Here is a 13,851-nt window from a genome sequence, read left to right on the forward strand (position 1 = left end):
CAAAAGTTGGTTGTCGTTCTTGCTTAATTTGTATTTCTTGTACAGATTGTGTTAATAAAAAATGTGAGTGTTGTAAAAATAAACGTTAAAAAACTAGGTAATTACCTAGTTTTTTTAATTCGAAATTAAGTGACTATATGGAAACTCATTTAGCAAAAAATCAAACCAACCTGGATTTGGATTGATATAGGGATAAATTCGTTTAAATTGCTTCAATGCACTATCAAAGTCATCATGATTAATATATCCTTTTGCTACTAAATACATAAAAACAATTGATGCACTACGGTTAATTCCTCAAACACAATGAACATAAATTTTTTTATTTTTAATATTATTATCAATAATCTTTAATGCTTGAATTACAATATTAGGATCTAATTCTTGTAATGTTGGATAATCTTTAAAATTAAAATAAACATGTTTGTCATCAATTCAAAAATATTCTTGATTATCATTTTTAATATTATATTTTTGAATTTGTTCACGATAAATTTCTTCAGCACAACTAATTACTAACGCAGCATCATGTGGAACACTATGACGATCACCAAGATACAAATTATCGATAATTTTCTTTGCGGACATTTTTATTCTCCTAAATCTATTTTTATTTTACCATTTTGTTGAAATGGGTCAGTAAAATGTTTTGCCTTAATCATCGCAATTTCATCCTTATAAGGAGCAAATGCATGATTCTTTTCTCCTACATATGGTGTCTCTAAAATCTTAATCATCCCATCTAATTTAGGATGATAAATTATTTTTAAAAGGGTTTCAAATCCCAAGTAACCATAACCAATGTTTTCGTGCCGATCCTTATGGGCATTAAAAGGATTTTTACTGTCATTAATATGTAAACATAATAACCGGTTTAAACCAATTAATTGCTCAAATTCTATAATAATATCATCTAATGCTTCTGTCAAGCGATAACCAGCATCATGCATATGACAAGTATCTCAACAGATTCCTAATTTATCATTTAATTTAACATTATCAATAATATATTTTAGTTGTGCAAAATTTGTTCCTAATTCGCTTCCTTTACCAGCCATTGTTTCTAAAGCAATTGTTGCTTTTTGATTAGGTGTTAAAACTAAATTTAATCCTTCAATAATGCGATCTAATCCAACTTGTTTTGGTGCACCAACCGCGCTTCCAGGATGTAAAACAATTGTTTTAATTCCAATTTCATCAGCACGAGTAATTTCTTTTTTAAAAAACTCAACAGCTATTTCAAAAGTACTAGGATTAGTTGTGTTTGCTAAATTAATAATATAAGGAGCATGAATAATAATATTATTGATATCAAAATGATGTTCTTTTAATTGCTGATAAAATTCTGGAATAAAAAATTGCTCCGTACTAACGCGAATAGTATTTTGGGGTGGTCCTGTATAAATCATCATTGCATTAGCATTATTATTTAAACTTTCATTTAAGGCACCAAGCAAATAATTTTGCTGCTTGTTCATACTAACATGACTTCCTATAATTAAATTATAATCTTTCATTTTAAGGTCTCCCTTTCTTTCTAATTAATTTTATAATATCATATATAAGATAAGAAAAATAACTTATTTATGAAAGGATCAAAATGATTAACGAAAAAAACATTGAAAAAATTAAACTAACAATTAATCAAATTTACCAAAAAATTATTATTAAAAAGAATGATAAAATTGTAGCTTGACAAGGAATTAATCTATTATGCCTGTTAAGTTTAATTTTTAATTTTTTGTTAACAATTTTTAATTTTGTTGTAGCATATAACCTACATTTTACTATGCGCAAAGCTGTCTTCTTACCTCTTGGTATTGTTTTTTTACTAATAACTTTAATAAATTTTATCTTATTAATTTTTGTTAAAAAACGTCAGAAAACATTAATTAATCAACTTAAAATTAATTTAAATAAAACATTATTAATTAATATCTATAATGATATCTTTAAGACCATTTTTAAAACATTAACAATTAGTGATATTAGTTCCCAATGAACAATTACACCAAATAATCTGCCACACTTATCTGATTTTAAAGTAAATGACAATATTATCATTGGTCAATATCACGGTTATAATTTTAACTTTGGTTCTATTAATCAAGCAACAACTACGGTTGTTGATAATCTTCAACCAAATTTAATTCCGAAACCTTATAACCTTCAATATTATCGTTATTTATTTTTAACAATAACTGTTCCTTCTCTTAATGATCAAAATTTTGAAATTACACGAAAAAATAAATATCAAAAAAATAACTTAATTTTTGATAACTTTTTTTGATATGACCAAACTAAGGCGGATTTAACATTAACTCTTAAAAATCTTATTCTAGAAAATATGACAACAACAAAAATGATCCCAAATATTAAAGTAACCAACCAAACATGATCATTCCAATTAGCAACTAGTGCAATAAATCATAGTAAAGATAATTATAATAGTTTATTAAATATTAGAATTAGTTTAAATGAAAAAGTCATGTTAAAGAATATTTTACTAATGTTAAAACATGACTATGAAATATTACAAAAAGGGTTTGTCTGATTAAATTTAATTGCACAAAAAGATTAATATTTATCTACTTTATAATTAGCAATAAGTTTGTCTAGTTTATGAGCTAAAATTTTAGCTTCTGGATCAGAAACAATAATCGCAGCTTTAATTTTCTTATATTCTAAAACTGAGGTGGAAACAATAATCACTTCATTATTAAGATCATTGCCTTCATAATGATCACGTGCTGGTAAACGAATAATATCATTAGGATAATGAACATATTGTAACCCTGAGACAATAGCATCTGCTTTTGAAGTAATAACCATTAAACTACGATATTTAAATTTCGGAAAGATAATATCAATTGTAATTGCTTGTACTACGACAAGTAAATATGAAGCAAATAAGGCAGGACCAAAGAAGTATTTAATTTTATGACTAGTGAAATCACTACCATATAAACCACCATCATCAATTTTAAAACCAAGGCGTTGAATTTGATCAATATCTGCTGCTCAGTCTTTTCCAAAATAAATACTTGTTAATTCACTACGACTTAATAATGTTGTGTGAATTGCTAACATTACAACAATAATAATATAATTAACAATTCGATTATAATTAGCAATTGAAATTTTCTTTTTAGCTGAATAATAAGCAAAAACAAAATCAGTTCCAGCTGTTGATGCTCCCCCCTTATAAACTAAGCCATAAGCAATTCCATTTAAAATTCCTGCTACCGCTGCAAAAACAAATAATCAAATCTGATACATTCCACCATAATTACTAAAAATATTTAAACTATTATAATTAACAATAAAAAAAAATTCTTGCGGATTAATAACCGGGATATAAGCAAATGCAAAGTGAAAACCATTTTGCAAACCAATATAAACAATTGTACGAAGAGAAAAACGAAGTCCAACTTTAATGACGCCAAAAATAAATAATGGGATATTAAACACAAAATAAAAAACTCAGTACATACTTGTTTGCATTTGTAACTGATCTTGGTTTGGTCAAATTCCAACCGCAATTCCACGGGCAATCCCTCCAATTCCACTTGGAGTAATCCCATTACTTGTTGTTGCTGCAATAAAGTAATCATAACTAGCCATTCCTAAAAAAGCAGCAAAAATAATATAAGCATAATCACGGAATAAACGTGATTTAAAATAAGCTTTAAAACGTAAATTAAATTCTTTTCGTGAAATCCGTTCACGACTACGGGTTTTTCTTTCCGTTGTTTTTTCTTTCGGATAAAAATCTGATGGTTTGTTTGTAATACTATCAGGGTTAACTCCAATGTTGTTACTATCTCCTTCTGCTGTTAATCTTTTTTCTTCTTCGTTAACCATTTTTCGTTATTCCATGCACTTTCTTAACCTTAATTATTACTAATAAGTATAACATCATTTAAAAAATAAAAAACAACCAAAAGGTTGTTTTTTAATAAAATTAATTAATTATTAATTATTCACTTTTTAAACGAATTGTAACTTTGAATGAACCAACTTTGATTGGATCATAATCATTTCCTGTAATATCAACTACAGTATAATCTCGTTGTAACTTTTTGGTTTTTGAAGTTCCAAATTTAACACCTCTGTTTGCTCCTTTGTTTGAAGGAATAAACACTGGAATTTTTTGATAATCTAATGCTGGAATTGTCATATAAACAACAATTTGTTGATATGGTGAGTCAACATCTTTCAATGCTTCATTTAAGTATTTAACAAATTCATTACTTACTAATTGTGTTCCAAAGTTTTTATCTTCCACAAATTCATGTGATTGATTATGGGTAATGTAAAACGAAACTTTTGCATCACAATTTACTAATAAGTATTTTTGTTGTACTGTTGCACCATTATATGTATATGATGATTTATCTTGACATTTTTCAGCAATTGCTGCCGCAATTTCATTTGCAACTGTTTCAATTTTATATAATTTTTCATTATTTAAATCATATTTTGCTGATTTATTTCATAATAATTCATCTTCATTAACACGAACTTGTTTTAAAAATAATAATTTACGTAATCATTTTTTAGGAGCATTTTTTCATTCATCTTCCCCTAAAATTACTTTACTTGATCCTTCTGCTTCTTTTGTTTTTGAACGCATTACTTGAATAATATCTAATGCAACAGGAGTTTTTTCTTGTTTATCAACTAACATTAATGAAGGCCCAAATCCTGATAATACTTTATGTGTATTTGGTTTAAATAATTTAATTCATTGGTCATGTTTAATTTCAAATAATTCATTAATTGAATCTAAATCATCTTGTGAAGATTGTGATAAATCAATAATATAATTTGAACTTAATAAGTTAAATAATCTTCTTAATAAATATTTTAATGTATTAACTGTTTCATACATTTTGAATTTATGAATTGGATCATTATCTCATGGTGATAATGCATTATTATAAATAATTTTTAAAGCAATATAATTAATACTTGATTTTTTAGCAACTTGTGCAATTGCCCCTGCTTCAGTATCAATTACATCAATAGTATGCCCATATTTATCAACCATTTCCTTAAATTGTTTTGAGTTATAAATCAGCATATCTGCTGTTCCAGTAACTCCTTCTGTTAACCCTAATTTAAAGTCTTTAACAACTTTAGCGAATTCACCATCGAATTGGAATGATTCAGGTTCATTAACAATATAATGATAATATTTTTTTTATTTCTTTTTTCCTTTCAATTTGAATAAAAAAGTTGCAAAAATAATGTTGTAACTTTTTTATTAATTATTCTTGTGTTTTTTCTGTTAACTCATTAACTTTCTCTTGTAATTCTTTATTACTTGCTTCTAAAGTCGCTTTCTCTTGCTCACTACCTTCTAACTTAGTTTTCAAATCAGCAACTTGTGAATTTAAATTATTAATTTCACCATTTGCTTGATCTAATTTGAAATTTAAATCATTAATTTTTTCTGACTTATCTTTTAAATTAACTTCTAAAGCAGTTTTCTCCTTAGTAACTTTTTCTAAATTAGTTTTAACTTCTTGTATTTTTTGTTCTAAAGAAAGTTTATTTTGTTCACTAGCTGCTAACTTCTCTTTTAACTGAGTAACTTCCATTTCCAATGTAGAAACTTTTTCTTGTGATTCTTTTGTTAACTTACTAATCTCTAGTTTTTTTAGTTCTATTTCTGCTTTAAGACTAGTATTGTGACTTGTTGCATCAGCAATTTGTTTTTCTAATCCTTCTTTAACTTGTTGCATCATCTGTAATTGAACCTCAAGTTGTTGCTTGTTTTGTTCTAAAGCAGTTTTCTCTTGCTCAGTAGCTATTATTTTCTAAATTGTAAGGATACATTGCATATCCTGCTGGAATAGCAGTTGATCCAATTGTTAGTGTACTTAATAAACTTAAAAGTTTTTTCATTTTTTATACTCCTTCCTTTCTTAGACAACACTAAGATAATTTTATGATATCCTCTAAACAAAGAAAATAATTTTCCGTTTTTAAATATTTAATAATATTTTTTTGTAAATTATAATATAAAGTGCAATAAAATATCTCAGAAAGGAATTGATTTTTTAATGGAAAGAAAACATTATTTTATTTTGCGGTCTTTAGTAGCTAAGTATAGAAAAGATAATGTTATTAATACTGTTAATAAGATAGTAATTAATAATGTAAAAGAAAATGAATAAATTACCGCTAATAAATTACGCGGATAATTTATTCAATATAGTCAACAATTTTTAGCATTGTTATTATATTAGGTATTTTTGCTTGAATTGGTTTATCGATTTATCAAAAAACTCATCAAATTCGAGGAAAAAAAAGAAATTAAAAGTAAAGAGGATAAAGAATAATGTTAGGTATGTATTTAACATCAGCTATTAATTTTCTAGTTGCAGATACTCCTACTATTTCAGGTAGCATGGATTCTATTTGAACCGAATTAGGTAATGCAATGATGAAAGTTAAAGATGCTATTTATAATGTGTTACTACAGTTAATAACCTTCAAAATCATTAATTTACAATTTACATTTTTGTTTCATTGTCTTGCCATAAGAAAAGAACATCCTTTCAATAAAATTATATAACAGAAAATGTTTGTCTCTTTTTTCTGTCAATTTTATTTTAGATGTTCATTATAAAATTGTTTTTTTATTATTTATTCTACAGTTAAAATTTTAACTTTATAAGGTTCTTGAATTCCCTTAATTTCAACTAAATCTCCAGCTTTTTTGCCAATAATAGCTTTTGCAATTGGTGATTCATTCGAAATTGTATTTTTAAAAGGATTAGATTCAACAGCACCAACAATTTTTAATTCATATTTTTTATTAATCAATAAATTAGTAAATGTTACTGTACTTCCCAATTTAATAATTCCTGTTTTTGATTTAACTTCCTTAATTTCTTTTGCTTTTGTTAATAGTGATTCAATTTCTTTAATTCGTCCTTCAACTTCCGCTTGACGGTTTCGTGCTGCATCATAATCAGCATTTTCTGATAAGTCTCCCTGTGCACGAGCTTCTTTTAACTCTTCAATAACTTCGGGACGAATAACATTAATTAAATTATCTAATTCTTCTTGTAAGTCTTTAATTCCCTCTTTAGTTAACAAAATTTCTTCATTCATGGTGTTCTCTCCGTTCCTCTCTGTTTTTTAATTACAACAATCATTATTATACCTTAAAAAAGCAATAATAATGGGGTTTTTTATTTTTTTTCAAGTAATAAAGCCTTAATTTTTGTTGCAATCATATCAATTGCAATTTCATTTCCTTTATAATATGGCACAATAATATCGGCATATTTAATACTTGGCTCAACAAAGTACTCATACATTGGTTTTACCGTTGTTAAATACTGATTAATAATACTTTCAACTGTTCGCCCCCGTTCTGATAAATCACGTGTTAAACGTCGAATAAAACGAATATCATCTTCTGTTTTAATAAAGATTTTAATATCCGATAATTTACGAATTTCTTCTAATGCTAAACCTAAAATACCATCAAGAATAATCACATCACCACTTTTTATTTCCGTTGTTTGGATTGAGCGATTAAAAATTGTAAAATCATAATTTGGCATTTGAATATCTTGATGATTTTTTAAAAGTTCTAGATGATTAACTAATAATTCTAAATCAAGGGCATTTGGATGATCAAAATTAATTCTTTTTCGTTCTGCTAATGTCAAATCGTCTAATTTTTTATAATAATGATCCATTTTTAAATAAACGATTTTTTTTCCTTGCAAAATTTCAGCAATTTTATTTGCAACTGTTGTTTTGCCACTTGCAGTCCCACCAGCAATAGTAACTAATTGCACCTTATTTTTTGGTTTTGATTGCATTTAATTCCTCCTCTTATTTTCTTATTCTAGTATATCATAAAATAAAACAATTTAACTTTCGTTAAATTGTTTGGTTATTCTTTATGCACTGATTCATCTTTTTTCTCATCAAGACTACTACTTTTTTTAATAATAAGATTTAATTCCGTGAGCAAATGTTCTGCATCTTGATAATTAACATTATTTGTCGCTTGATATAATGCTTGATTTCGTTCTAAATAATTTTTAATTTCATGACGAATTTCTAATGAAACATATTTTCAATCATCTCTAACTTCAAATTCGGCATCCAATTTAGCTTGTAATTCAGGTTGTTTTTTCATTCGACGAAGATATTTTGCACGATAGTAAGTAAAATATCAAATTGTTGCAAAACTCACCGAAAAACCAACAAATGCTAACTCAATTGCTGCTTCGATAATTGCACTCTCTCGCTTTGTGCCAGTTGAAGTGTAAATTGTACTATGAAGTGTAACACTCTACTTTATTTTATTATAACACCAATAAAATAAATGTTCAATATAATTTATTTTAAAAAAATTTAGTAGTTTTGTTTTAAATTTATGAATTTTGGCACACTGAAAAATAAAATGATTAAAATTTTTATAGGTAATTATATTAAAAATTAAACATTTGTATAAAAACTTCTTTTGAAGATAGTCAATGTAAAGATTTTTTAAGTTTAGAGTTTATTATATTAGCAACTTCTTGATAATAATTTTTTGAATAAATACTTAAATCAATTCCTTTGGAAAATCAATATCTAAAATCGCGGATTGCTCTTTCAACTTTGGGTTTTTGTGTTGGAGTTCCAGCATCACAAAAATATACTTTAGCATTTGTTATTTTTTCAATTTTTTCTCAATCAACAAATTCTTTGCCTTGATCTGTTATTATTCCTTTGCATCTATCTTTGAAAAATCTGTTAGAAAAAATTCGTTCTACTGCGTTTGCAACTTCTTTTGTTGTTTTTTCTTTTAATGGTTCAATAATTTTAAATTGCGTTAATTCTTCGATTAAAACTAAACAAACACTATTGTTTTTACCAAGCATAGTATCCATTTGAAATCAACCAAATTCATATTTATCATGTTTTGCTTCTTCAATAGTTCTAAAATTTCTTATTTTTCCACGGTTATCAATTCTATTTTTTGTTTTATATTTTCTACCATGAAAATACAAATTATCTTTCTTGAAATTTAAAAATTCCAAATGAATATATTTATATAAAGTTTTAAAACATACCGGAAATTTAATACCAGATTCTTTTTCATATTTTTTACAGATTTGTTCTGGTGAATCATGAAATTTGTTATATTTTTCATCTAGTAATTCTAAAATATTTAGCAATAATGATGATTTTTTAAAACATTTTTGTTGTTTTTGTAAATAATCTTCGTGTGCTAATTTAGCGTCATATTCATTATCTTTTAACCTTTTTATTTCTCGTCTAATTGTATTGCGATTTTTATGCAGTATTTTTGCTATTTTAGATATATTGGATTTACTATTTTTTCTTTTTAAAGAATCAAGTTCTAATAAATCTTTTAACATTAGAGTGCACCCATTTTAGTAAGTACTAATAAAAAGTATTTACTTTTTTTTAATTATATCTTTTTCTTTACGATTTGAATATCATGTATTTCATTTTATAACATCTTGTATATATTCTTCATGTGAATTATATATTTTATTATGGATTGTAGCTTTCTTAAGTAATGAATGAAAACTTTCTATAACAATATTATCTGCACAGTGTAATTTTTTCCCATTGAAATTGTAATACCGTTAGATAAACATTTATCGTGATAAATAGTGGATGTATATTGATATCCGTGATCTGAGTGAATTATTATTCCATTCAGATCTTTTTTTATTAATTTTATTTTATTAATTGCATCATTTAAATTATCCATTACTAATTTATTGTCATTATATTTAGATCACTTTACATCAACTATTTCTTTAGTATATCCATCAATAATTGTTGATTGATAATATCTTTCTCCTTTTCAAATTAAATATGTTACATCAGTATATAGTACTGAAAACCTTGTTTTTATATCATTGAATTTACGATTAATTAAATCAGGATATTGCAATAAGCTTTTTTCTTTATTCTGTTTATATTTCATTTTTCTTCTCATTTTTCTTACATATTCAGATTGTATTTGATTATCACGCATAATTCTTAAAACTTTTTTTGAATTATATTTTATACCATAATCTTCCTTTAAATATTTAGTAATTCTTCGATAACCAAATTGTTTTAAATTTTCTTCATAGACTTTTACAATATCATTTATTGCTTTTTTATCTTTTTTGCTACTGTCATAATTTTTATATTTATCTCAATAACTACGTTTTAACCCTGTTACTTCTAGTAATAATTTTATTGAATATTCACAAAAATTTTGTTTAATAAAAGAGACAATTCTTAGTTTGCTTAATTGTAAAAGTCATGGAGCTTTTTTAATAATTCATACCTTGTTTTATAATATTCTAAATTTCTTTTGGCAAAAGAAATTTTAGGTCCTTTAGGATTGTTTAATTTTCCTTTTTTATGATTTGCTCATCAAGATTCTACTGTATTTGCATTTATATTATATTGTTTTGCTACTATTCAACAACTTTTTTGTTTAATTTCCTCAATGATTTTTGTTCTAAATTCTGATGTATATTTGTTATATTTTTGTCCTTTTTTTGCCATATAAAAATGCACCCCCTATAAAAATTTAGCAAAATCTTTTTTTATTTTACTTACTTTTTGGGGTGCACTCTACATTACTCTTTCTTTAAAAGTAAAATGATACTTTGTTTTATCCATTTTAAAAAATCCTTTCTTTTATATACAAAGCTAATTATATAGTTTTTTGAGGTTTTGGGCGAGCGGTTGATTTTCTTAAATTTTTGTGATAAAACAACATATAAGTTAAAAAAGATTTTGAGGTTTTTTCAAACAAATTTGGGAACCTTTATAAAATTCTTCGCTTAACGCTTAGAATTTTTCCCAAGTATTTTGAAAAGCGCGGCAAAAGTTTTTTAAAACTTTAAGTAATTTTTCACAAACTTATGAAAATCCCGCGAGCCCAGATTAGTACAATATAATCACAATAATAATCATTTAAATAACTTCCTTTCTCAAATATGTTTAAAAAGTGCTTGTATATATATATATATAATGTCAATAGATCTTGATAAAAATTTTCAAGATAAAAGAAAGGAAATAATAAAATGAAAAAACTTTTAAGTTTATTAAGTCTATTAACTATTGGTGGAACCGCTGTACCAACAACAATTGCTGCTAGCCCCTATCAAAAAGAAGAAACTAAATTAGAAATTAGTAAAGTTAATTATTCACAAAAAAATAATTTAGAAAAATTAAATAGAGTAAAAAGACAAGATAATAAAAAAAATAATATTGTTGGAATTTCAGAAATTGTTATTATAACAAATAAAAGTATTATTTCTTCCGGTGTAGTTTTAAATAATAAATTATACTTTGGTTCTTTTGATCATAATGTTTATGAATATAATCCTGAAACTGAACAACAAAAAGTTGTAATTACAACAAATGGGAGTGTTTTTTCTTCCGGTGTAGCTTTAAATAATAAATTGTATTTTAGTTCTTATGATGGAAGTGTTTATGAATATGATCATACAACTGAAAAACAAAAAATTGTAATTACAGCAAATATTAATGCCATTTCTTCCGGTGTAGTTTTAAATAATAAATTATACTTTGGCTCTTTTGATCATAATGTTTATGAATATAATCCTGAAACTGGACAACAAAAAGTTGTAATTACAACAAATGATGGTATTTGATCTTCTGGAGTTGTTTTAAACAATAAAGTATATTTTGGTTCATATGATAAAAAAGTATATGAATATAATCCTAAAACTGAACAACAAAAAGTTGTAATTACAACAAATGGAAGTATTTTATCTTCTGGAGTAGCTTTAAATAATAAATTATACTTTGGTTCAAAAGATAATAAAGTTTATGAATATGATACATTGCAATTAATTGAATCTAAAATTATTAATATGAGAGATCAAGTAAAAAGAGGGTTATATTTATATCATAAAAAACAAAATCCTAATTCTGAAATTAAACAGATTTTAAATATTAATTTAAAAAATTTAACAGAATCTGAACTTGTTTTAGAAGAAACACAAAAAAATAAATCATATAATTTAGAACAAGATCTTAATGATATTTGTAAAGATTCTAACTCAACATTTATAAATAATAGTAGTATTGAACAAATTCAAAATACAGTTTCTTGTTCTAAACAATTAACAGAAACAAATACATTTCAAAAAATGAATGGATTTTCTAAATCAGAAACAACATCAAATACTGATAATTGAAGTACAAATGTAAATACTAAAGTTACAGCAAAAGCTAGTAGTAATGCTGGTGTCCCTGTTGTTTTTGGTGCAAAACTTGAAGTTGCAGTTGAAGCTGGTGGTGGTTATACATGAGGGAAGTCAAAAACTTATACTATAACAGATACTTCAAATTCTTCTGAAACAGAAATTAAAACAACCACAAACACTACAACAATAACTGTTCCATCTCAACCAGTAAAGGTGCCACCACATAGTAAAATTTCAGTTTATGTTACTTCTTTACAAAATAATATAGAGCTTATTTTAAATTATTATCAAAAAATTGAAGGTATGGTTAGTGCAAAATTAATTGATAAAAATAATAATGAAATAATAGTTAATATTTCAATTAAAGATGCTATGCTTAGTTTATTTGAAAATGAAATTTTACCCTCAAAAATAAAAATAAATAATGATAATAGTATAAATTTTTACTATGATATTAAAAGTAAAAAAGAAATAATTATGCATCATACTGAGATTGGGGAAGCTATTCCCTTAAATTCGGAAGAAAAAAATGTAACATTTAAAAGTAAAAAAACAGATATAGTGGTAGTAAAGAATTAATTATAAACACGATATGAAAAAGAAATTAAGTCTTTTGGGAACAATCACTTTAATAGGAACAAGTACAGCCAGTTTAGTTGCCTGTAATACACCACAATATATCGAGGAACAATTAAATAAACTAAAAGAAAAAAATAATATAAAAACAAAAAATGGTATTTTAGAATGAATAGCATATCAAGAAAAACCATTTAATCAAGTGGATAATAAATGATATTTTGCTATATGGAAACCTAATAATTCTATTTATTGAAAAATATCAAAATTTAAACACGATACAAATAAAGGAAAAAAATGAGGATTGAGATCCATTAAAACCATATTATATTGATCTCTTTTTATGGGTTTTTGAAACAAAAGAACAAGATTTATTAATAGATGATCAATCAGAAGGTAAAATAGAACGAATTTTTTGAAATGAAGATAAGGGACGAAATTTTAAAGCAGTTTATCGTTGAAATTTAGAAGATACTAATGTACCTAATTTAATTATTGATAAAACCGGTAATGTAAAAGTTAATGAATAATAAAAAGTCATTTTAATAAATGACTTTTTATATTTCTAATATAATTAATGATAATTTTTCATTATTTTTATTAAATAGTTGTAAATTATTAATATTAATTTGTTCTTTTTCAGTAAAAATTGTAATTTCATAATTACCATAACCTCATATACCTGATATTTCAATTTGATTTAAATTAAATAGTTTTTTATCAAAAGTTATTTTAATACTATAATCAATTAAATCTTCGATTGTACTAATTCAATCTATTTTAGAATAAAGTAATTTATATCATTCAGAAAAATAATTTAAATAGTTTTCTATTTTGTCATTAAAAACAATTAAATTAGTTAAATATTTCCCATATTCACCATCAGATAATTTAATTTCTGATGGAATAAGAGAAGGAATGTTATTTGTTTCTAATTCATTTGTTACGGATAATCAATTAAAAAAATTTGCTTCTAATCGATAAATAGGATTTTCTGAAATATCTTTGTTTTTAACACTTACTTTAATTTCATTATCTT

Annotated in this window: 17 protein-coding genes and 1 pseudogene; 6 read left to right on the forward strand and 12 right to left on the reverse strand. The window is 24.9% G+C overall.

Annotated features, from left to right (window positions below; all coding sequences use genetic code 4):
- Positions 1–114: 114 nt before the first annotated feature.
- Together AACL22_RS00515 and AACL22_RS00520 are read right to left on the reverse strand one after the other, a co-directional pair.
- Complete coding sequence (locus tag AACL22_RS00515; RefSeq protein ID WP_338988753.1) at positions 115–588, reverse strand: dual specificity protein phosphatase; 474 nt, start codon at positions 586–588, stop codon at positions 115–117.
- Positions 589–590: 2 nt separating this feature from the next.
- Positions 591–1,517: a deoxyribonuclease IV gene (locus tag AACL22_RS00520; RefSeq protein WP_338988755.1), complete on the reverse strand. Its 927-nt coding sequence runs from the start codon at positions 1,515–1,517 to the stop codon at positions 591–593.
- Between the two features lie 83 nt (positions 1,518–1,600).
- Between AACL22_RS00520 and AACL22_RS00525 the strand changes: the two genes are divergently transcribed.
- The gene (locus AACL22_RS00525; protein WP_338988757.1) at positions 1,601–2,581 is read left to right on the forward strand and encodes a hypothetical protein; all 981 of its coding nucleotides are present in this window, start codon (positions 1,601–1,603) and stop codon (positions 2,579–2,581) included.
- Here AACL22_RS00525 and AACL22_RS00530 read toward each other — a convergent pair.
- The 4 genes from AACL22_RS00530 to AACL22_RS00545 all read right to left on the reverse strand — a co-directional run bounded on the left by AACL22_RS00530 (position 2,578) and on the right by AACL22_RS00545 (position 5,913).
- The gene (locus AACL22_RS00530) at positions 2,578–3,864 is read right to left on the reverse strand and encodes a YitT family protein (protein WP_338988759.1); all 1,287 of its coding nucleotides are present in this window, start codon (positions 3,862–3,864) and stop codon (positions 2,578–2,580) included. The genes AACL22_RS00525 and AACL22_RS00530 overlap by 4 nt on opposite strands.
- Positions 3,865–3,979: 115 nt before the next feature.
- Complete coding sequence (fib, locus tag AACL22_RS00535) at positions 3,980–5,188, reverse strand: cytoskeletal motor fibril protein Fib (RefSeq protein WP_338992939.1); 1,209 nt, start codon at positions 5,186–5,188, stop codon at positions 3,980–3,982.
- 85 nt (positions 5,189–5,273) lie between these two features.
- A complete protein-coding gene (locus tag AACL22_RS00540; RefSeq protein ID WP_338988761.1) occupies positions 5,274–5,753 on the reverse strand; it encodes a hypothetical protein in 480 nt (159 codons plus the stop codon).
- Complete coding sequence (locus AACL22_RS00545; protein ID WP_338988762.1) at positions 5,737–5,913, reverse strand: hypothetical protein; 177 nt, start codon at positions 5,911–5,913, stop codon at positions 5,737–5,739. Before AACL22_RS00545 ends, AACL22_RS00540 begins: the two co-directional genes overlap by 17 nt.
- A 358-nt stretch (positions 5,914–6,271) precedes the next feature.
- Here AACL22_RS00545 and AACL22_RS00550 point away from each other — a divergent pair, with 358 nt between their 5' ends.
- Positions 6,272–6,328 carry a hypothetical protein gene (locus AACL22_RS00550; protein WP_338992940.1) on the forward strand — a complete coding sequence of 19 codons (57 nt, stop codon included), beginning with the start codon at positions 6,272–6,274 and terminating at the stop codon, positions 6,326–6,328.
- A gap of 21 nt (positions 6,329–6,349) precedes the next feature.
- A complete protein-coding gene (locus AACL22_RS00555) occupies positions 6,350–6,586 on the forward strand; it encodes a hypothetical protein (protein ID WP_338988764.1) in 237 nt (78 codons plus the stop codon).
- A gap of 71 nt (positions 6,587–6,657) precedes the next feature.
- Here the strand turns inward: AACL22_RS00555 and greA are convergent, their stop codons facing one another.
- From greA to AACL22_RS00585, 6 genes are all read right to left on the reverse strand, one after another.
- Positions 6,658–7,128, reverse strand: coding sequence for a transcription elongation factor GreA (gene greA / locus AACL22_RS00560; protein WP_338988767.1), 471 nt, complete (start codon positions 7,126–7,128; stop codon positions 6,658–6,660).
- Between the two features lie 80 nt (positions 7,129–7,208).
- Positions 7,209–7,850: a uridine kinase gene (udk, locus tag AACL22_RS00565; RefSeq protein ID WP_338988768.1), complete on the reverse strand. Its 642-nt coding sequence runs from the start codon at positions 7,848–7,850 to the stop codon at positions 7,209–7,211.
- A 74-nt stretch (positions 7,851–7,924) separates the two neighbouring features.
- Positions 7,925–8,230: a hypothetical protein gene (locus tag AACL22_RS00570; RefSeq protein WP_338988770.1), complete on the reverse strand. Its 306-nt coding sequence runs from the start codon at positions 8,228–8,230 to the stop codon at positions 7,925–7,927.
- A 238-nt stretch (positions 8,231–8,468) separates the two neighbouring features.
- Entirely contained in the window at positions 8,469–9,404 is a 936-nt protein-coding gene (locus AACL22_RS00575; RefSeq protein ID WP_338988771.1) for an IS30 family transposase, read from the reverse strand.
- 179 nt (positions 9,405–9,583) lie between these two features.
- Positions 9,584–10,330, reverse strand: a complete 747-nt coding sequence (locus AACL22_RS00580) for a DDE-type integrase/transposase/recombinase (RefSeq protein WP_338992941.1) — start codon at positions 10,328–10,330, stop codon at positions 9,584–9,586.
- Positions 10,297–10,560 carry a hypothetical protein gene (locus AACL22_RS00585; protein ID WP_338988774.1) on the reverse strand — a complete coding sequence of 88 codons (264 nt, stop codon included), beginning with the start codon at positions 10,558–10,560 and terminating at the stop codon, positions 10,297–10,299. Before AACL22_RS00585 ends, AACL22_RS00580 begins: the two co-directional genes overlap by 34 nt.
- A 524-nt stretch (positions 10,561–11,084) precedes the next feature.
- Here AACL22_RS00585 and AACL22_RS00590 point away from each other — a divergent pair.
- The 3 genes and pseudogenes from AACL22_RS00590 (at position 11,085) to AACL22_RS00595 (ending at position 13,342) form a co-directional block, all read left to right on the forward strand.
- Positions 11,085–12,815: a PQQ-binding-like beta-propeller repeat protein gene (locus AACL22_RS00590; RefSeq protein WP_338988776.1), complete on the forward strand. Its 1,731-nt coding sequence runs from the start codon at positions 11,085–11,087 to the stop codon at positions 12,813–12,815.
- Between the two features lie 13 nt (positions 12,816–12,828).
- A pseudogene (locus AACL22_RS13715) lies at positions 12,829–12,891 on the forward strand (hypothetical protein); the annotation flags it as partial.
- Positions 12,892–13,033: 142 nt separating this feature from the next.
- Entirely contained in the window at positions 13,034–13,342 is a 309-nt protein-coding gene (locus AACL22_RS00595; RefSeq protein ID WP_338988777.1) for a hypothetical protein, read from the forward strand.
- The last annotated feature ends 509 nt before the right edge of the window (positions 13,343–13,851 follow it).

Source organism: Spiroplasma endosymbiont of Seladonia tumulorum (assembly GCF_964020235.1).
Taxonomy (GTDB): Bacteria; Bacillota_I; Bacilli_A; order Mycoplasmatales; family Mycoplasmataceae; genus Spiroplasma.